The organism is Shewanella sp. SG41-3 (genome assembly GCF_014164545.1).
Classification (GTDB): domain Bacteria; phylum Pseudomonadota; class Gammaproteobacteria; order Enterobacterales; family Shewanellaceae; genus Shewanella; species Shewanella vesiculosa.
Genome location: NZ_JACJFJ010000015.1, coordinates 1 through 20,501, shown reverse-complemented (window position 1 = coordinate 20,501; position 20,501 = coordinate 1). Strand labels below are relative to the sequence as shown.

17 protein-coding genes are annotated in these 20,501 nt (G+C 41.0%); 13 read left to right on the top strand and 4 right to left on the bottom strand.

Going from position 1 to position 20,501, the window contains the following annotated elements:
• Nucleotides 1-25: 25 nt before the first annotated feature.
• From H5164_RS19310 to nadE, 7 genes are all read left to right on the top strand, one after another.
• On the top strand, nucleotides 26-358 hold the full coding sequence (locus H5164_RS19310) for a YbaB/EbfC family nucleoid-associated protein (RefSeq protein WP_011637860.1): 333 nt from the start codon (nucleotides 26-28) through the stop codon (nucleotides 356-358).
• 230 nt (nucleotides 359-588) lie between these two features.
• Nucleotides 589-1,191 carry a recombination mediator RecR gene (gene recR, locus H5164_RS19305; RefSeq protein ID WP_182757353.1) on the top strand — a complete coding sequence of 201 codons (603 nt, stop codon included), beginning with the start codon at nucleotides 589-591 and terminating at the stop codon, nucleotides 1,189-1,191.
• Between the two features lie 287 nt (nucleotides 1,192-1,478).
• Nucleotides 1,479-3,392, top strand: coding sequence for a molecular chaperone HtpG (gene htpG / locus H5164_RS19300; RefSeq protein ID WP_124016061.1), 1,914 nt, complete (start codon nucleotides 1,479-1,481; stop codon nucleotides 3,390-3,392).
• A gap of 66 nt (nucleotides 3,393-3,458) precedes the next feature.
• Nucleotides 3,459-4,322 carry a tetratricopeptide repeat protein gene (locus H5164_RS19295; protein ID WP_182757352.1) on the top strand — a complete coding sequence of 288 codons (864 nt, stop codon included), beginning with the start codon at nucleotides 3,459-3,461 and terminating at the stop codon, nucleotides 4,320-4,322.
• Between the two features lie 136 nt (nucleotides 4,323-4,458).
• Nucleotides 4,459-5,103: an adenylate kinase gene (gene adk / locus H5164_RS19290; RefSeq protein ID WP_124016059.1), complete on the top strand. Its 645-nt coding sequence runs from the start codon at nucleotides 4,459-4,461 to the stop codon at nucleotides 5,101-5,103.
• A 335-nt stretch (nucleotides 5,104-5,438) separates the two neighbouring features.
• Nucleotides 5,439-6,743, top strand: coding sequence for an inosine/guanosine kinase (locus H5164_RS19285; RefSeq protein ID WP_124016058.1), 1,305 nt, complete (start codon nucleotides 5,439-5,441; stop codon nucleotides 6,741-6,743).
• 112 nt (nucleotides 6,744-6,855) lie between these two features.
• Nucleotides 6,856-7,686, top strand: a complete 831-nt coding sequence (nadE, locus tag H5164_RS19280) for an ammonia-dependent NAD(+) synthetase (RefSeq protein ID WP_182723439.1) — start codon at nucleotides 6,856-6,858, stop codon at nucleotides 7,684-7,686.
• A 7-nt stretch (nucleotides 7,687-7,693) separates the two neighbouring features.
• Here nadE and H5164_RS19275 read toward each other — a convergent pair whose 3' ends face one another.
• The gene (locus H5164_RS19275; RefSeq protein WP_259396885.1) at nucleotides 7,694-8,260 is read right to left on the bottom strand and encodes a DUF6942 family protein; all 567 of its coding nucleotides are present in this window, start codon (nucleotides 8,258-8,260) and stop codon (nucleotides 7,694-7,696) included.
• Between the two features lie 176 nt (nucleotides 8,261-8,436).
• Here H5164_RS19275 and H5164_RS19270 point away from each other — a divergent pair, with 176 nt between their 5' ends.
• Nucleotides 8,437-9,936, top strand: coding sequence for a carboxylesterase (locus H5164_RS19270; RefSeq protein ID WP_182757351.1), 1,500 nt, complete (start codon nucleotides 8,437-8,439; stop codon nucleotides 9,934-9,936).
• Here H5164_RS19270 and H5164_RS19265 read toward each other — a convergent pair.
• Nucleotides 9,926-12,088, bottom strand: coding sequence for a diguanylate cyclase (locus tag H5164_RS19265; protein WP_235781871.1), 2,163 nt, complete (start codon nucleotides 12,086-12,088; stop codon nucleotides 9,926-9,928). The two genes, H5164_RS19270 and H5164_RS19265, sit on opposite strands and share 11 nt — an antisense overlap.
• Before the next feature lie 361 nt (nucleotides 12,089-12,449).
• On the opposite strand from H5164_RS19265, the gene H5164_RS19260 reads away from it, so the two are divergent.
• From H5164_RS19260 to H5164_RS19245, 4 genes are all read left to right on the top strand, one after another.
• Nucleotides 12,450-12,716, top strand: a complete 267-nt coding sequence (locus H5164_RS19260; protein WP_124016055.1) for a DUF4212 domain-containing protein — start codon at nucleotides 12,450-12,452, stop codon at nucleotides 12,714-12,716.
• A gap of 11 nt (nucleotides 12,717-12,727) precedes the next feature.
• A complete protein-coding gene (locus H5164_RS19255; RefSeq protein WP_182723437.1) occupies nucleotides 12,728-14,446 on the top strand; it encodes a sodium:solute symporter family protein in 1,719 nt (572 codons plus the stop codon).
• A gap of 128 nt (nucleotides 14,447-14,574) precedes the next feature.
• Nucleotides 14,575-16,422 (top strand): DUF294 nucleotidyltransferase-like domain-containing protein, encoded by a 1,848-nt coding sequence (locus tag H5164_RS19250; protein WP_182757350.1) that lies wholly within the window; start codon nucleotides 14,575-14,577, stop codon nucleotides 16,420-16,422.
• Complete coding sequence (locus tag H5164_RS19245; protein ID WP_182699014.1) at nucleotides 16,422-17,111, top strand: 3'-5' exonuclease; 690 nt, start codon at nucleotides 16,422-16,424, stop codon at nucleotides 17,109-17,111. The genes H5164_RS19250 and H5164_RS19245 overlap by 1 nt, the downstream gene beginning before the upstream one ends.
• Nucleotides 17,112-17,187: 76 nt before the next feature.
• On the opposite strand, the gene H5164_RS19240 is transcribed toward H5164_RS19245, so the two are convergent.
• Nucleotides 17,188-18,270, bottom strand: coding sequence for a ketoacyl-ACP synthase III (locus H5164_RS19240; protein WP_124016051.1), 1,083 nt, complete (start codon nucleotides 18,268-18,270; stop codon nucleotides 17,188-17,190).
• Between the two features lie 132 nt (nucleotides 18,271-18,402).
• Nucleotides 18,403-19,077 (bottom strand): GntR family transcriptional regulator, encoded by a 675-nt coding sequence (locus tag H5164_RS19235; protein ID WP_124016050.1) that lies wholly within the window; start codon nucleotides 19,075-19,077, stop codon nucleotides 18,403-18,405.
• A gap of 190 nt (nucleotides 19,078-19,267) precedes the next feature.
• Here H5164_RS19235 and gmhB point away from each other — a divergent pair, with 190 nt between their 5' ends.
• Entirely contained in the window at nucleotides 19,268-19,825 is a 558-nt protein-coding gene (gmhB, locus tag H5164_RS19230; protein WP_182757349.1) for a D-glycero-beta-D-manno-heptose 1,7-bisphosphate 7-phosphatase, read from the top strand.
• The last annotated feature ends 676 nt before the right edge of the window (nucleotides 19,826-20,501 follow it).

The following is a 20,501-nucleotide window of genomic DNA, read 5'->3' as shown; positions in this document are numbered from 1 at the left end:
ACCTTAATTAGAGAGAGAAACGACTATGTTTGGTGGAAAAGGCGGTATGGGCAATTTAATGAAACAAGCCCAGATGATGCAAGACAAGATGGCTAAAGTGCAGGAAGAAATTGCGCGCACCGAAATGACGGGTGAAGCGGGTGCTGGCTTGGTTAAAGTAACCATGACAGGTAACCACAATGTGCGTAAAGTTGAAATTGATCCGAGTTTAATGGAAGACGATAAAGAGATGTTAGAAGATCTTATCGCTGCCGCCTGTAATGATGCAGCTCGTCGCATTGAAGAAAATCAAAAGACTAAAATGGCCGAAGTCACAGGGGGTATGCAACTACCACCTGGCATGAAAATGCCGTTTTAATCGCATTTATTTGCTAAAAAAGCTCAAGCATTAATGCTTGAGCTTTTTTATTTTCAGTCCAAAATATCTAAAGCTCGTTTAGCGCCCAAATGGATTAACCTTTGCATTCGAGCGCCGCACAGACAATAATCGCACTGCGTTGGTGTGACCGCAGATTGGCACAGCCTTTCATCTCGACAGTTTTACCCATGACATCAAAATAAGTTTAGTTATTAAGGTATTGGCAATTTATGAAATTTAGTCCTTTGGTTGATGAATTAATCCAATCTTTACGTGCACTGCCTGGCGTTGGGCCAAAGTCTGCGCAGCGAATGGCATTTCAATTACTTGAGCGTGAACGTAAAGTGGGTCTCAAGCTTGCCGATTCGCTCCAAAAAGCCATGTCAGAAGTTGGACATTGCCAAAGTTGCCGTACGTTCACCGAACAGGATTTATGCCTTATCTGCAGTAGCCATCGCCGGGTTAATTCGGGGATCATTTGTGTGGTTGAAACGCCTGCTGATGTGCTAGCGATTGAAGCGGGTGGACATTTTAATGGTCGATATTTTGTGCTGTTAGGACATCTGTCACCCTTAGATGGTGTTGGCCCTGAAGAGCTTGGTTTGGCTTTACTGGAACGTCATTTAACCTCTGATGATGTCAGTGAGTTAATCCTTGCCACCAACCCGACCGTTGAGGGGGATGCTACAGCACACTTTATTGCCGATATGGCCAGAAGACATAATGTTGTCATCAGTCGTATTGCACATGGTGTGCCTGTCGGAGGTGAGCTTGAATATGTCGATAGCACCACCTTAGCACTATCATTTAATGGTCGTATTCCACTGCTATAAATCGATGCTGTATTAAAACGAGCTTGTGCCAGCGGCTCCTTAATCGGGGTTGCTGGCATTTTTATTTAATCAAAGCTGAATAAATGGCTCAGTTAATGGCCATATCGAGGTGAATCAGCAACGATATTTGCCTGATTTGAGCATAACTGGCGATTTATTATTCAACAAGATGGAGTTGCCCCTTGAAAATAGTGTAACGTCCCCCATCTCTTGGTTAACGAAGATTTTTAAGGCGAGTTGATGTTTCGACTCGTGATTGATTTAACGTAACACCAAGGAAATTATTCATGTCACAACAAGAAACTCATGGCTTTCAAACCGAAGTAAAGCAACTTCTGCAATTGATGATCCACTCTCTGTATTCAAATAAAGAGATTTTCTTACGTGAGCTTGTCTCAAATGCGGCCGATGCAGCAGATAAACTTCGCTATTTAGCCTTAACAGATGATGCTTTATATGAAGGTAACGGCGATTTACGCGTGCGTGTTAGCGCCGATAAAGAAAAGGGCACAGTTACCATTTCTGATAATGGTATTGGTATGACCCGCGATAGCGTGATTGAACATTTAGGCACTATTGCAAAATCAGGTACCAAAGAGTTTTTCGGTAATCTTTCTGGTGAAGCGTCAAAAGATTCACAATTAATTGGTCAGTTTGGTGTGGGCTTTTACTCGGCTTTCATCGTGGCGAAAAAAGTTACCGTACGCACTCGTGCAGCCGGTCATGCTGCTAACGAAGGTGTATTGTGGGAATCTGAAGGCGAAGGTTCGTTTAATGTAGAAAGTATCACTAAAAATGAACGTGGTACTGAAATCGTGCTGCATTTACGTGATGAAGAAACAGAGTTTGCTGACGATTATCGTTTACGTTCTATTATCACTAAGTATTCTGATCATATCTCGGTTCCGGTGCAAATGTGGAATGAAGGCACACCTGAGTCAGATGGACCAGATGGCGAGAAGGTCGCGGCCACTGAAGGTGAATGGAAAGTGATGAACAAGGCCACCGCGCTTTGGACTCGTAACAAGTCAGACATTACTGAAGAAGAATACCAAGAATTTTATAAGCATATTTCTCACGACTATAGCGACGCATTAAAATGGTCTCATAATCGGGTTGAAGGTAAACAAGAATACACCAGTTTATTGTACATCCCAGCCAAAGCGCCTTGGGATATGTGGAATCGCGATCATAAGCATGGCTTAAAACTGTTTGTTCAACGTGTGTTTATTATGGATGAAGCAGAACAGTTTTTACCGACTTACTTGCGCTTCGTTCGCGGCTTAATTGATTCAAATGATTTACCATTAAACGTTTCTCGCGAAATTTTACAAGACAATCAAGTCACCACTGCAATGCGTGTAGGCATCACCAAACGTGTGCTTGGAATGCTTGAAAAGCTGGCGAAAGACGAGCCTGAACAATATCAGTCATTCTGGGCTGAGTTTGGCCAAGTGTTGAAAGAAGGCCCAGCAGAAGACTTTGCTAACAAAGAGCGCATTGCCGGTTTATTGCGTTTTGCTTCAACTGATAACAACTCAGCTGCGACAACTGTGTCATTAGAAGCGTATGTTGAGCGCATGAAAGAAGGTCAAGACAAGATTTACTATATTGTTGCTGACAGTCATGATGCTGCTGCTAACAGTCCTCACCTTGAATTGCTGCGTAAAAAAGGCATTGAGGTATTATTACTGTCTGAGCGTATCGATGAATGGTTAGTGAGTCACTTAACCGAATTCAATGGTAAGAAATTACATTCAGTTACGCGTGGTGATCTAGAATTAGGTGAACTTGAAGATGCTGCTGATAAACAAGCGCATGATAAAGTTGCCGAAGAGTCGAAAGATTTAGTTGAACGTGTAAAAGCGGCATTAGCAGACAGTGTATCGGACGTGCGCGTGACGTCTCGTTTAACTGACACTCCAGCTTGCGTTGTAGCCGGCGAAGGTGAAATGTCGACGCAGATGATTAAACTGATGCAAGCTGCAGGTCAGCCAGTACCAGAATCGAAACCAACGTTTGAGATTAACCCAACTCATCCTTTGGTTGAGCATTTGAATAACGAAACTGACGAAAAGTTATTTACTGATTGGGCTAATTTGTTGTTACAGCAAGCCTTGTTGTCGGAAAAAGGCAGTTTGGCCGATCCATCAGCGTTTATTAAACTCACCAATCAAATGTTATTGGCGAGTGTAAAATAATCTTGATTTAAGCACCAAAAGCGGACAATAAGTCCGCTTTTGTTTTTGTCATCCCGCGGAGGCAATATGGACTACCTCATTAATCTTACTAAAGATAATATTCAACACGTTGTTGATACCTCGATGCAAAAAATGGTGGTATTGGCATTTTGGACGCAACAACAGCCCGAAAGTGTGCAGATGTTGCAGACGCTGGAACTGTTGGCTAACGCCCAATCTGGGCGATTTATTCTTGCCAAAGTGGACTGTGAAACAGAGTTAGAAATCGCGAATTACTTCCAGATTCAAAATTTACCGACCACATTGATTTTAGATAAAGGAAGACCGATTGATGGTTTTGCTGGCGTGCAAAGCCAAGAGCAAATTAGTGACTTACTCGACAAACACTTACCGCCTATGTGGATACAAGCATTTGAAGACATTAAGCAACAATTAGCCCAAGGCGAGTTATCGTCTGAAGCCTTAACTAACATTGCTGAACAGTTAAAAACGATTTATGTCGATGCACAGCAAGCGGCTGAAGTGGCATTGATTATGACCGATGTAGCCTTACAGCTAGGTTTACTTGCTGAAGCAAAAGTATTACTTGCTCGTATTGGTTTGGCTGATCAAGACAGTTACTATCATAATTTAGTCGCCAAATTAGCCTTAGCGGAAGATGCAGCTGACACACCTGAAATTCGCCAATTACAGCAGAATGTTGCTGAGCATCCAGATGATCTTGATGCGGTAATCATTTTGGCCAAAGCATTAAATGCAGCTCATCGTAATGAAGAAGCTCTGGAGTTATTATTTACCATTTTACAAAAAGATCTTAATGCTGCAGAGGGTAAAGTCAAACAAGTCTTCATGGAAATCTTAACTGCGATAGGACAGGGCAACATGATAGCCAATCAATATCGCCGTAAATTATATACCTTGTTGTATTAAACAAATTGATGCCTTTTTGTTACAAGCCTTATTAGATTTAGGTCTAATGTCATAACAAAAGCGCTATTAAAACTGTGGCAGATGTGCGAAAATCGCCGCCCTAAAAAGAACATAAACTTAAAAGAGGACTTTTGAGATGCGCATTATTTTATTGGGTGCACCAGGTGCCGGTAAAGGTACCCAAGCACAGTTCATTATGGAACAGTATGGTATCCCACAAATCTCAACCGGTGATATGTTGCGTGCAGCTGTTAAAGCGGGCACTCCATTAGGTTTAGAAGCTAAGAAAGTAATGGATGCAGGTCAATTAGTGTCTGACGATCTTATTATTGGTTTAGTGAAAGAGCGTATTGCACAAGCCGACTGTGAAAAAGGTTTTCTATTAGACGGTTTCCCTCGTACCATCCCACAAGCAGATGCAATGGCTGAAAATGGTATTGAAATCGATCATGTTATCGAGATTGATGTGCCAGACGAAGAAATCGTTAAGCGCATGAGCGGACGTCGTGTCCATTCAGGCTCTGGCCGTGTGTACCATATCGTGTTCAATCCGCCTAAAGTGGAAGGTAAAGACGACGTCACTGGTGATGATTTAGCGATTCGCCCTGATGATGAAGAAAGTACAGTTCGTAAGCGCTTGGGTATTTATCATGAGCAAACTAAGCCATTAGTTGCTTACTATGGCAAAGTTGCAGAAGCCGGTAACACTCAGTACAACAAGTTTGACGGTACTCAATCTGTCAGTAAAGTGAGCGAGCAACTGGCTAGTGTATTAAAATAACCGCTGCTCAGCGTCTGAATAAAAAGCCTGCTTTGCAGGTTTTTTTATGGCGAATAAAAGGTAACGGTGTAACCGCTCGTCTCCCTTATGACGTTTTTCTCGCAGTCCTTATCGTGGTCTGCCCGGCGTTATGGGGCTAAACTCTCGTAAACTGCACAGATAATCTCATCGAAGCGTATTTAAACCACGAATATGATAAAAGTGATGTAAAATTGGCGCTTACCTATGATAAAATTTGCCGCCATTTTCGCGGACGATACCTTATTCAACATTGAATGAGTGTCAGTGGTCAATCATTTCACACTTGCATGGACGCAACGCTACGAGAGCCCCATATGAAGTTTCCTGGTCAACGTAAGTCTAAGCATTATTTCCCTGTAAACAGCCGTGATCCATTGTTGGCTCAACTTACGCAGCAGCCACAGCCTTTTTCTACCTATATTTGCGGTATTGATCAAACCTTGGTTGATATAGAGGCAAAAGTAGAAGACGAATTACTTGAACGCTATGGCTTGCCTAAAGGCAATTCAACTCTCATTAATGATGAACAAGCCCATAATTTGTATCATGAACTAAAATCCAATGAGATGATCAGCGATGAATTTGCCGGTGGTACTATTGGTAATACAGTACACAATTATTCAATCTTAGCGGATGATCGTTCAGTGCTTTTTGGCGTGATGAGCCAGCATATTATGGTCGGCAGTTACGCTTATCGCTATTTATGTAATACTTCATCAAAGGTTGACCTTAATTTTTTACAACCAGTTGATGGTCCAATTGGCCGTTGTTTTACATTGGTTTCCGACTGTGGTGAACGCACTTTTGCGATTAGCAAAGGCTGTATGGATAAGCTTACCCCTGAATACATTGATAAAGAAGTTGTGCAGGGCAGTTCAGCATTAGTGTTAACGGCTTACTTAATGCGTGCAAGCGATGGCGATGGCATTACCGATGCCGCAATGACGGCAATCAATTACGCTAAAGAAGCCGACGTGCCAGTAGTGTTAACCTTAGGTACGCGCTTTTTAATTCAAGAAGATCCTCAATGGTGGCAAAACTTTATTCGAGAGCACGTCACTATCTTAGCCATGAATGAAGATGAAGGCGAAGCGTTAACGGGCTTTAAAGACCCACTGCTTGCCAGTGAAGTTGCGCTTGAATGGTGTGACATGGTGTTAACCACTGCTGGTGCAATAGGGCTTTATACCGCAGGTTACACTGACGATAATGAAAAGCGCGAAACCAGCCATACTTTACTACCAGGCGCCATTCCTGAATTTAATCGTTACGAATTCTCTCGACCTAAATTGCAAGCCGATTGTGATACCCCAATAAAAGTCTACGCCCATATTGCGCCTTATATGGGCGGCCCAGAATTAATCCGTAATACCAATGGTGCTGGCGATGGCGCATTGTCAGCGCTTTTACATGACCTATCAGCCAATACGTTCCATAAAACCAATATACCTGGTTCAAGCAAACATAAACGAGACGGTTTATGTTATTCATCATTTTCTCAATTATGTAAGTACGCTAATCGGGTTGCATATGAGGTGTTAGCACAACATAGTCCTCGTTTGTCTCGTGGTTTACCTGAGCGAGAAGACAGTCTCGAAGAGTCTTATTGGGAACGTTAATAAATTGTCGATAAAAAAAACGATAATGCAGCATCATTATCGTTTTTTTTTGTGTAGATTTTTATAGAATAGATATCGAGTCAGAATCTTAATCAGCAATCAGGAGCGTCACGTGAAAGGACAAATCTTAAGAGAGATGCAAGTACTTAAGGCTATTGAGCCTGAGTTTGAAGTTCAGCGTCGTGTTGCTTTTATCAAATCTAAGTTAAAACAAGCCCAAACTCATTATTTAGTGCTGGGCATCAGTGGTGGTGTAGATTCATCTTTAGCCGGTCGACTCTGCCAATTAGCGGTAGATTCTCTTAATCAAGAGCTTGGTGAAGCATCTTATCAATTTATTGCAGTTCGTTTGCCTTATCAAATTCAAAAAGATGAAGATGAAGCACAAATGGCATGTCGATTTATTCAACCATCAAAACAAGTCACGGTGAATATTGCCCAAGGTGTTATTGGTGTACATCAAGCGACCTTAGTTGGCTTAGCTGAAGCCAATATCGCTTTAGCCGACGAAAACAAGATTGATTTCGTCAAAGGTAATGTTAAAGCCAGAATGCGGATGATAGCTCAATATCATATTGCAGGGTTAGTCGGTGGCTTGGTCGTTGGTACTGACCATAGCGCAGAGAATATTACCGGCTTTTATACCAAGTGGGGCGATGGTGCATGCGATTTAGCCCCATTATTTGGTTTAAATAAGCGCCAAGTACGTCAGTTAGCCGCTTATTTGGGCGCACCCGATTTACTAGTTAAAAAAGCACCTACCGCCGATTTAGAAGACAATAAACCTCAACTTGAAGATGAAGTCGCTTTAGGGCTAACCTATGATCAAATCGATGACTTTTTAGAAGGCAAAGATGTTATCCAATCTGTGGAAGACAAACTTGTAGGTATCTATCAACGGACTCAACATAAGCGCGAACCGATCCCGACTATTTATGATTAACGCCTTGTTACTGATGCGATGGCATCTGCTGTCGCGTCAGTTCAATAAGCGCATTAGAATATTGTCGATAATCTAAATATGGCGTCAGCAATACGGTTTGCTGATGCAGTATTTTTTGCTGTTGATCTAGAGCGATATACTGACTAGCATCTAGTATTCCCATTCGATGTTGTACTTCTTTACCACACAATATATGCCAACATTGACTAGAGAATGCCTGGTTTTTATTCTCATCAATGTAGGGGTTAACAATGCGTAATTGGCAGCGTAAACGCCGAGCAGGATCCCTGTGTTTATCCTTTGTTTGAGTGTCATTAGGTTGGCTAAACAGCTGATCACGGATCAACTTCCAATGAATCCCTTTTTCAATATTGATATCGGGCTCTAAACAGCAAATTTTGGCCATAATAGTAACAATTTTACGCCAGTGATTACCATTGAGATCCACCAGTTGTGTTATTGCATTAGCATCATAAGCACACCAATGTGCCGGTAAAGCTGGCGGGGTTGGTAGATAAAAAATAATATCGGGATTCATCGGTCCCCAGACATGGCTAAAGCAATCAGATGACATGTTATTTCCACAATCGTTAACGGCTAATATGGCGAAGTAGTGACTCATTACTTAAGCTGAGTGGCAATTTTTATTATGTTAAATTTATGGTGTCTTATACTACTTAGTTGTTCTCAGTAAGTGTACTCACTACTTATACAAGATGTTTATCGGTAGTCTTTATTTATAAGGTTGTTATGCGTGCAATTGTGATTGGGTCGACGAAACATTTTTTATTTGCCGCATTTTATGGTGCATTAGGTATTGCTTTAGCATTAATTATTACAGGCGTTTGGCTACTTAATGCGCGGCCTAATTTGTCATTATGGCACACAATACATCTTACTTCGGAATATCATCAACAAGCAGGTTTAACCGATTTTAGTCAATATTTACAATTAGAAGATAAACTATTTGCTGAAGTCGATCAGCAAGTATACCGCCAATATCAACCTGAAATAGCGTCGCCTATTAATCGTTATGAGCGTCATAGTTTGTCTGACCCTGGATTATGGCAGCAAAATTGGAACCGTTCATTTGAATGGAAAAGTCCTCAAGCTGAGTTTGGTCTATTACTGCTTCACGGTATGTCTGACTCACCCTATGTGCTATCGCATCTTGCACAACACTACCAACATCAGGCACATGTTCTAGGCCTGCGTTTGCCTGGACACGGAACCATTCCTTCCGGATTAACCGATATTACTTGGCCTGATCTTGCTGGGGCTGTGTCACTGGCTGTCGCGCATCTATCTGAACAGTTGCCGGGAAAACCCATTTATGTGGTGGGTTTTTCAACCGGGGCAGCGCTAGCATTAAACCATGAGCTTGAGAATATAAGCTTACAAAAGCCGCCAAGCTTTGATGGCATTATAATGTTATCACCCGCTATCGGTCTGGCGCCTATTGCTGCTGGTGCTTATTGGCAAGCACAGCTGGGTAAGTTGCTTGGGCAAGATAAACTGTACTGGAACAGTATTCAAACCGAATACGACCCCTTTAAATATCAATCCTTCGCAGTTAATGCTGGTGATGTTGTATACCAGTTAACTCAACGTAATCAGACCTTATTAGCGGCATTATCAGCACAACAGTTTACGGCTATCCCACCCATTTTAACCTTCCAATCCGTTGTCGATGATACGGTATCTTCACTCGCTGTGGTTGATTTGTTATACCAAAGATTACCCGCAAACAAAGACCATCAATTAGTGTTATTTGACGTCAACCGAACTCGAAGTAACAACCAATTACTCTTTCAAGACCCATTGGCATCTTTTACGCCATTCTGGCTCGCTGCAACATTACCTTATCGGTTAAGTCTGCTTGAAAATGCTCCCCAAAGTGATCGTTACGTTCAAGTCAGAGAGTTAGCCGATAAATCGATAACGGATAATGTATTAACATTGAGCTTAGAATGGCCTAAAGATGTGTATTCGTTATCTCACGTCGCGTTAAGTTTTCCTATTGAAGATACCCTTTATGGGCCACTCGCGGAAGATAAGCCACAAAAAATTCAGATAGGAAGAGCTATTTATCAAGGCGAGCGAGGTATTTTTAGTGTACCGGCAGATGATATGTTACGGCAAAAATGGAATCCATTTTATCCGTATATGATGAGTCGCATTGATGAGTTCACCCAAGCCCATCAATCCGAGTCAGTTTTAGATAACCAGTCACCAAAGATCAGTCAGTAATGATATCAATGATGGTTCTGTTACGTCCCTGTTGCTTTGCTTGGTAGAGGTTCTCATCGGCAATTTTAATCCATTTATCCAGGTCGGCCTCATAATCGGCATTCGCTGTGATAGCACCAATACTGACCATTACTTTGAACGCCTGATTATCTTCGGGCGAGGTAATTTCTAATTGTGACAGCGCTTCTCTAAACCCATTGAGGTGATGTTCTATGTGTAAGGTATTGGATAAGGGTAAAATCAGTAAAAACTCTTCTCCGCCGTAGCGGGCAACAATATCAATGTCGCGTTTAAAGTACTTCTGCAATAATTGCGATACTTTACGTAAACACTCATCACCAGCCAAATGGCCATAGTTATCGTTAATGGTTTTAAATAAATCTAAATCCAATATGGCCACCGTAATGGTTTGTTCGCTTCGTAAACAAAACTCTAATAGCTCACTGAACTTACGTTCAGCATAACGGCGGTTGTACAACCCAGTTAACGGGTCTCGGTCTACTAACTCGGTGAGTTTTTTATTGGCTTTTTCTAATTCTGCAGTGCGATTGGCAACGGTTTGTTCTAATTCCATTTGATGGGCAACCAGTTGTTCTTTACTGGCCACTAATCGTTGATAAAGGCTGAAGACTTCTCTAGGTGAATTGTCGTCAATGGTCGATACTTTTCCGCTATCAGGTAGGCTAAATTGATTGGCAACTGCTTCTAATGGCACGGTCAATAGTGCACTGAGCTTTGTTGATATATAAAAAGTACATACCAATGACACTAATAACATTATAAAACTAGCAAACATTTGCTCTTCGGCCAGTTTTAATAAAGGTGAGAATTCCTTTAAAATATACACAGTCCAACCATTATTTAATTCACGGTGAGTATAGATATACTCAGGCACAATGGAGGTCATTTTGTGAATATTGATAAGCTCTAAGTTGGCATGATAGCCGCCTTTATTGATGACAAAATTAAATTGAGATAGCGGTTTAAGGCTGAGCTTTTTTGAGGCAAAAATAATTTGATTTTTCTCATCGACCATCACCACCGATTCATCATTACTGTATTCACTAACTTGATCAATATGTGAAAAGTAGCTCAAATCAAGCGAGCCTTCTATGATGCCGGCGACTTGCGTATGTTGTTCATCGAGATAAAACGGGGTACTCATAGCGACAATAGCATCATTGCCGAAACCTCGGCCTAAAAAGGCAGATGATACAAATAAGCGACGATTATAAAATGATTCAATAAAATAATCGCGGTCATTAATATTGATATCCTGTGCTTTTTTGTCGATTGCGATCAGCCTTGAAACCGGGCTGGCATTAACAATTTTAGCGTCAGGATCAGCAATAAGCATGCTGATAAAACTGGGGTAGCTTTCATGAAAGCTCGATAAAATAGCCTGCCATTTTTCCGGCTTATCAGCGATTAGCGTTAATTGATTGGCCGTATTTTGAATAACCGTTTTATGGTTTTCAATATAACTTTGTGTCGACGCTGAAATGTGGGCAACGGCTTCAGTCATGTTTTGTTTTAACATGACTTGTTGACGTTCTAGAGAATAATAATTAAAAATTAACGCTGAAAACAGTAATGTTAACGTCACGAGTAAGGTGAAAAAATAGGTCAATTGCGCGCTTAATTGTCTGCGATGACGATCTTTCACTTTGTCTTTTAAAAACCATAATTTTGGAATAGCTAAAATAAGCAGTGATGCAATACTGGTATAAATAAGACCGTTAATTCCTTGCTTTGAAATGATAAAACCTAAGTGAGAAGGGGGAATATCCATTAAAAAGACGACATATAGATACACTAGTGGTGCACCCAGTAATAACCAATAAGCGGCATCGGCATACAGCGCATAGATGTCACGGCGTCGGGCATATCCTAAAAACAACGCTTCTAACCCAAAGATTAAATACACATGAGGGCTATCCCATATCAACATTAACCCAGTAGATGCCATCATTGCTGTTAAAAATGCATACCAAGGCCCTAACAAAACAGCCGCAATAACGGTCATTGTATTCCCCAACACAAATTGCACATTGGCAAAAAACTGTATTGGGTAGAAATTGAGTAGCAGTCCGATTACCCCCAATATAATCGAGTACAAAAGGTGTTGTTGATTAATGCGTGGCAAGCTCAAAAAATATCCTTATTATCTGTATTTTAGATAGACTTATTCCTTTAAGAACACTTATCTCAGGAAATAGAACTATTTTCAACGCAAACAAAAATTTTTTTGCTATCAAATATTTATTTTTGCCTTTCGTGATGCAGCGCACAGACTCCACAAAGATGTCTTTTTGTTCGACCTTGGTCTAACTTCGTGGCGTGGGCAACATGTTTTTCTGGTTTTTATTTTCTCTATTGCATTGATATATGAGTGTTTTTTAATATTGGTCAGAGTTTTTATTGATCAAGTACGACTAAGGTCTTGATTGTGGTGCCCCCCTGAGTTGCTAAATTAACAATGACTTTACAAAAAATAACATAGGGGAGTCGCAATGAGTTTTGAAAATAACGATAAGGCAGCGGGTTACTGGCGTGAGAATTTACGTTTAGTACTTAGTTTGCTTGCAATTTGGGCTGCAGTGTCATTTGGCTGCGGCGTTATATTAGTAGATGTGTTAAACGAATTTACCTTTATGGGATTCAAATTGGGTTTCTGGTTTGCGCAGCAGGGTGCAATGTATGTATTCGTGGCGCTGATTTTTGTTTATGTGGCGAAAGCTAATGCATTAGACAAAAAATACAATGTTCAGGAAGACTAAGGGGCACTAAGATGGATGTTCAAACACTTACGTATTTAATTGTTGGCGCAACTTTCGCGCTTTACATCGGGATCGCCATTTGGTCTCGAGCAGGTTCAACCAAAGAGTTTTATGTTGCAGGCGGTGGCGTTCACCCTGTGTTGAATGGTATGGCAACAGCAGCAGATTGGATGTCAGCTGCATCATTTATTTCATTAGCCGGTATTGTGTCTTTTACTGGTTATGATGGTTCAGTGTATCTTATGGGCTGGACTGGTGGTTATGTGCTATTAGCCTTGTGCATGGCACCTTACTTACGTAAATTTGGTAAATTTACTGTTCCTGATTTTATTGGTGATCGTTATTACTCTCAAACAGCACGTACGGTAGCAGTGATTTGTGCCATCTTTATTTGCTTTACTTATATTGCAGGGCAAATGCGTGGTGTTGGCGTGGTGTTCTCTCGCTTCCTAGAGGTTGACGTAGAAACTGGCGTATATATTGGTATGGCGGTGGTGTTCTTTTATGCAGTATTGGGTGGCATGAAGGGGATTACTTACACACAGGTTGCACAGTACTGCGTACTTATCTTTGCCTTTATGGTTCCAGCTATCTTTATTTCGGTAATGATGACAGGTCATATTTTCCCACAAATTGGTTTCGGTGCTGAGATGATCGACGCCGCGGGTAATGGTACGGGGGTATATTTACTCGATAAACTCGATGGATTATCGGCAGAGCTTGGGTTCTCCCAATATACCGAAGGTTCTAAAGGCATGATCGATGTGTTCTTTATCACTGGCGCGTTAATGTTTGGTACAGCAGGATTACCGCATGTTATTGTGCGTTTCTTTACTGTTCCTAAAGTGAAAGATGCACGTATATCAGCTGGTTGGGCATTAGTGTTTATCGCTATTATGTACACTACAATTCCTGCATTATCTGCTTTCTCACGCGTAAATATGATTGAAACCATTAATGGACCAGATTCTACCGGTGTTCCTTATGAAACTGCACCTGAGTGGATTAAAAACTGGGAAAAAACTGGTTTAATCAAGTGGGAAGACAAGAACAATGATGGCAAGATTTTTTACACCAATGGTGAAAAAAATGAAATGAACATTGACCGAGATATCATTGTGTTGGCCACGCCTGAAATTGCTAACCTTCCAGCATGGGTGATTGCTTTAGTTGCTGCGGGTGGTTTAGCTGCAGCATTGTCGACATCTGCGGGTTTATTACTGGTTATTTCAACGTCTGTTTCACATGATTTACTCAAGAAAAATCTGATGCCAGACATTTCGGACAAGAAAGAGTTAATGTATGCACGAATAGCCGCAGGTTTTGGGGTTGTTATGGCTGGTTACTTTGGTATTAATCCACCAGGCTTTGTTGCCGCGGTTGTCGCCATTGCATTTGGTCTAGCTGCTGCATCGTTATTCCCAGCTATTATCATGGGTATTTTCTCTAAAACCATGAATAAAGAAGGGGCTATTTCGGGTATGGTTATCGGCTTATTATCTACTGCGGCTTATATCGCTTACTTTAAGTTTGTTAATCCAGCAGCTAATACATCTGAAAACTGGTTATTTGGTATTTCACCAGAAGGTATTGGAATGATGGGAATGATAGTCAACTTTGTCGTGGCTTTTGCTGTGAGTAAAGTTACCACTAAAATTCCTGATGAAATAGTGGCGATGGTAGAGTCGATTCGTTTCCCTAAAGGATCGGGTGAAGCTCACGATCACTAAGTTATAATCAATACAGCTTAGAAAGGGCGCTTCGGCGCTCTTTTTGTTGGGCTTTAGTCCTATAGGCGTTAAGTGAAATGCTTTGCTATAGTGAAAGTGTTAACCCATGTACCATAGGGAATTAATTAATGGATGCCAGCGAGTTACAACCTGTAGAGCAGTTTTTAGCGCTCCATTCTCCTTTTGATACGCTTCCTCGAGATCTCATTCAATATTGTGCCAAAAAAATTACTGTGGGTTATTACAGTAAAGCGTCTGCATTTGTTGAGTTTGACAAAGATAACCCCAAATTATATCTGGTGCGCAGCGGCGCATTTGAAGTTCGCGATCCTGAAGGTGTGTTGGTCGACCGTGTCGGCGAAGGTGAGTGCTTTGGTTTTTCTACTTTGCTATCGGGTGAAAAAGTGGTTAATAAAGTGGCCATTCTTGAAGACAGTTTAGTTTATCATTTACCACAATCTGTATTTGCCAAGTTGAGATCTGATCATCGCAGTTTTGATCAGTTTTTTGCCCGCGCTTTTGCTAATCGTTTACGTAATGAAGCTAAATTTACCGCCAAAGACCTGACCACTACGAGCCGCATTACTTCTATTATGTCATCTAGGCCGATTATTATTGACGCCAACGCCAGCGTGATGGATGCAGCCAAACTGATGCGAGAACATCGGGTATCATCGGTATTAGTGATCGATAATCAAAAGTTAACCGGGATTTTAACCGACAGAGACCTGCGTAATCGGATCATTGCCGAAGGGTTAGATTTTAATGCTCTGGTGAGTCAAGCCATGACAATTAATCCAGTCACAACCCATGCCAATGCATTAGTTTTTGAAGCCATGTTGGCGATGAGTGAACATAATATTCATCATTTGCCTGTGGTAGAAGGCAGCCAAGCACTCGGGATGATCACCAGTACTGATATTTTGCGTTCACAAAGCTCACAGCCTTTGCTGTTAATTGGCGAAATTGGCCGCCAAGGCAGCATAGAAAAGCTTATTCACGTGAGTAAACAAATCCCCCTGTTGTTACAAAACCTCATCAGTGCCGATGCTAGAGCTGAAGAGATTGGCCGTGTGCTAACCTCAGTAACCGATGCATTAACCCGCAGACTGATTGAGCTTAATCAACAAATTTTAGGCCAAGCGCCAATGGCATTTTGTTGGTTAGCGTTTGGTTCACAAGGTCGCCAAGACCAAGTCGCTTGTTCAGATCAAGATAATGGTTTATTACTGGCCCATGAACCTGATGAGTTTGCCGCAGCTTATTTTGACACGTTAACCAAAGCTGTGTGTAAGGGCTTAGATGAATGTGGTTATATTTATTGTCCAGGCGATATTATGGCGCAAAACCCCAAGTGGCGAATATCCCTTGTTAAATGGAAAGGGCTTTTTTCGCAATGGGTTAATACGCCAGAACCAAAAGCATTAATGCATGCAAGCATCTTTTTCGATATGCGACCTGTGTTCGGTCCGTTAAACCTATTCAATGAATTACAAGATTCGGTGTTAGCATCAACACAAGACAACGATATTTTCCTTGCCGGTATGGCGGGGAATTCCTTAACGGAATCACCTCCACTGGGTTTTTTTAGAAAGTTTGTTCTTGAGCGTGATGGCAGTGAAGTCAAAGGCATGGATTTAAAGCACAAGGGCAGTGCGCTTATTAATGATATTGCCAGAGTGTATGCGTTGAGTGCGGGTATTAAAGAGGTGAATACCGCCAAGCGGATCAGGGCGTTAATGGATGCGAATATTATTAATCGCAAAGATGCACTTAATTTGGCTGATGCACATGAGTTTATTGCGCATATGCGTTTATCGAATCAAGGTTACCAAGCAACCCATAATCTGCCGGTGAATAACTTTCTAAAACCACAACATCTCTCTTCGTTAATGCGCCACCAATTACGGGATGCTTTTAAGGTGGTTCATGATGCTCAAGCGGGTATAAAACTTAAGTATCTAAGGAGTTTTTAGTGGTTAATTTGTGGTGGATAAAAGCCATATTGTGGCGTAAAAAAATGGCCATACTGCCTTCGCCACTCGATACTTACTTAGACGCAATTATCCCAGCATTAACACAACCATTTCTCGACGCCCCCTTAATGGCGATTGATCTTGAAATGACCGGCTTAAATCCTATTGGCGATCAAGTCATCAGTATTGGTATGGTACCTATTATCAACGGGGTGATCCCGCTTGAAAAGGCACAACATATGATGATTGCCATCAGTGGTAGTGTCGGTCACAGCGCGACGGTTCATGGTATTGTCGATAATCAATTGCATATGGCGTTATCTATTCAAGACGCGATGGAATGGTTTCTCACACAAACGAAAGGTCATATTTTGGTGGCGCATCATGCACCACTGGACATCGAGTTCATTCAACAGCAATTAATCCGTTGTTTTGGTCAATCTATTCCTATGGTGTTTATCGACACCCTCGCCATAGAAAAAAAACGCTGTTTAATGCAACATTCGGTATTGAAAGAAGGATCGTTACGTTTAGGTGCCAGTCGTGAACGTTACCGTTTACCTGTTTATTCGGCGCATAATGCGCTTATAGATGCATTATCCTGTGCTGAATTACTCTTGGCTCAGGTCGCTGCAATAGGCGATGTAAAAAAACTATCGGTAAAAGACTTAATTAATGTGCTGCGCTAACACACTAAAAAGCCAGTCATATGGACTGGCTTTTTTAACGCTTAGCTTAAGTTAATTTAAGTTAACTCAATAAGGCTTATTCAGCATCTTTCGCTTTATTGAAAAAGTAATCAACCGCAGGCTTAATTAATTCAAGTGCCGTTTTATCGCAAGGGGGTAATTCAGCATCACTAGTATTAATTGGTGTGGTTCGTTCACCCCACTTTAATAGTAATGCAGCAGAAGTTAATCCTGCGCCAAATGCACATGATAAAATCGTTTGCCCTGGGACAATTTTGCCCTGAGATAATGCATCACAAATAGCGATAGGGATGGTGGCTGCAGAAGTATTGCCATAATCAGCGATATTAACGAATGCTTTTTCTTTAGGGATTTTCATCCGGCTCACTAACGTATCGATAATTCGCTCGTTAGCTTGATGCGGGATAACGAAATCGACATCATCTATATTGGTGTTACATTTTTCGAGTACTTTAGCACTTAAGCTTCCCATGCCATGAATCGCACGCTTAAACACATCTTGACCATTAATGTGTATATAAAAATCTAACGAATCGTTATCAAATCTATCCATTTGGGTGCCAAAATTAGACTTTAAAATATCTCGTCCTTCAGGGTCATTGTTTAACTCATAACCTAATACGCCGCCCGGCTGATCACTTGCTTCAAGAACAACTGCGCCAGCACCGTCACCAAATAATACTGCGGTTTCACGGCGAGACCAATCAAGGTAAAAAGACAGACGTTCAGCACCGATGATCAGAATTTTCTTACTTTGGCCGCTTTTGATCATTGAGCTGGCTAAACCCACACCATACAAAAAGCCACTGCATGCGGCATTGATATCAAATGCACCACATGTAGCGCCAATATTGGCTTGTACCGTTGAAGCAATATTAGGGATCAAGGTATCAGGGCTTGCAGTCGCTAAAATAATTAAATCTAACTCACTACCGTCGATTCCTGCAGCCGCAAGTGCATGCTTAGCTGCAACCGATGCCATTTCAGAAGTGTTAACGTGACTAATGTTACGCTGACTGATCCCTGTGCGAGTTTTAATCCATTCATCCGTTGTTTCCATGAATGTCGCTAAATCAGCATTGGTTAATGTTGCTGGCGGAACGGACTTACCCCAACCGGTAATATGTGCATACTGCATAAAATTCTCTCAATACGTTCAATCGTTAATTAAATTTATTCACAATATCAAGTGCTAGGTATTAAGCGAGCTTAAGCTAAACTCTTGGTATTCATTATTTTTAATAGCCATAACTAAGATTTATTATTGTTTTTATGACTTAATTTTTTGTTCTACTAATTTCTTTATTGAATCAGAGGCATGCAGAATATGCTCTCGCAATAAAGTTGTCGCCTTTTCTATATCTCGATTCTTGCATAACTCAAGTAACACTCTATGCTCTCTTTCAGCGATAGGGATCCCACCAGTAAACAGCAACTGTAGACGAATATAGCGATCACAATTCGTGTTTAGACCGTTTACCACATCCATTGTATGAGGGCGATTAGCCGCTTGGTATAAACGAGTATGAAATCTTGTATTCAGTTCACTCCAACTGGCCACAGACTCTTTCAGTGTAAATGCTAACTCAAGTTGAACGAGCACCATTTCAGCTTCAGCAAGATCATTATCAGACAATTTAGGAATTGCCTTAGCTAATAAATCTGATTCTATCATTGCACGTAATTCAAATAACTCAGTGACTTGCTCAACTGATAATAGAGTTGCGGTTGCACCTTTATGTGGTTCGAAATTGATTAAACCTTCTGCTTCTAATTGTACTAGAGCTTCACGCACAGGAATGCGACTCACGTTCAATTGCTCTGCGATAGCAGATTGTCGAAGCGGTTCACCTCCCTGAATATCACCAGAAAGGATCTGTTCACGAAGCGCCTCAACAACAAGTTGCGTTCGAGTTTTATGAATAATAGGAGGTATATTGCTCATGTATTCTATAATAATCACTAATATCTTCGAGCAAGGGTACCGCTTAGAGGCCGCTTTATAAAGTGAAACCTATACAATTATGCATATAAAGGTGGTAATTAAACAAATTAATAAAAATATCCAGATTGTCTGGCCCCAAATTCATCTCAATGGGATAATCACCCCAGTATAGCGTTTAAGGAGTGTTAGATTGAATAAAGCAGTATTTCTCGATCGTGATGGCGTGATCAATAAAGACAATGGTTATGTCCATACTGTGGACGAGTTTGAATATATAGAGGGTGTATTTGAAGCGTGTTTAGCGTTAAAGCAAAAGGGTTACCTATTAGTCGTTGTCACCAACCAATCTGGTATTGCTCGTGGCATGTACAGTGAAGATGATTTTCATCATTTAACAGAATGGATGGATTGGAACTTTGCCGATAAAGGTGTCGATCTTGATGGTATTTATTATTGCCCACATCATCCAGAAAAAGGCCTAGGCGAATACAAGCAAGATTGTGAGTGTCGTAAACCGAAACCAGGTATGTTGACCACTGCCGCTGAATTCTTGAAAATAGACATGAGCCAATCTGTGATGGTTGGGGATAAGGCTGATGATATGCGCGCAGCAAAAGCCGCTGGAATCAATACCACTATTTTGGTTCGCTCAGGTAAAGTAGTCGATGACGCGGGTATTAATCTTGCTAGTGCCGTGGTTGATAGCATTGCTGATGTACCGAGTTTATTAAATCAATTACTGTCATAGTCTACAAATCCCTCATCAAACCGATAAGCGAAAGTGTCTGTTTATTGCCGATAAGCAAAAAATATCTCCTACCTGTTCATATATAAGCATTAACCTACTTATATATGAACATCGGTTGACTGTTATCCATCTATAAACCGCTTTCTTCGTTTTGCTTTTGCTGCCAGTAAAATTAAAAAATACCTATACCTTGTGTGTTGAGATGAATTTACAGTTGAGTTAACACTGTATTAACCTTGCTTGAGTAAATATTTAGCCTCAACAAGCCAAATTAGCTACTTAAATCTCAATGAAGCACATCTTAAGCCTTCTATAGGCAGGGGAAATATATTCAAGGTCTGCTGTAGTTGGCCGTTTTTGTTCGTAAATACAGCAAAAACATCCTTAAATGTGGCTTTGAGTTTAAATAGTACGCAGTTGAGTCTTAATCGTCATAAAAACTTTAAAAAGCGCTTGCGCTATAAAATGTTTTCCCTATAATACACCCCACTGACACGGAACACGGCGTCTAACGCAGGTTACCAAGTCCGCTCTTTAACAATTTATCAAGTAATCTGTGTGGACATTCACAGGTATTGAGTTATTCGAAATTGTCTTCTGTTCTTCGGAATGTTGGCAATCAAAAAATTTAAACTCAATGCAACGATGAATGTTCATAGTAATATGTACAAAGACT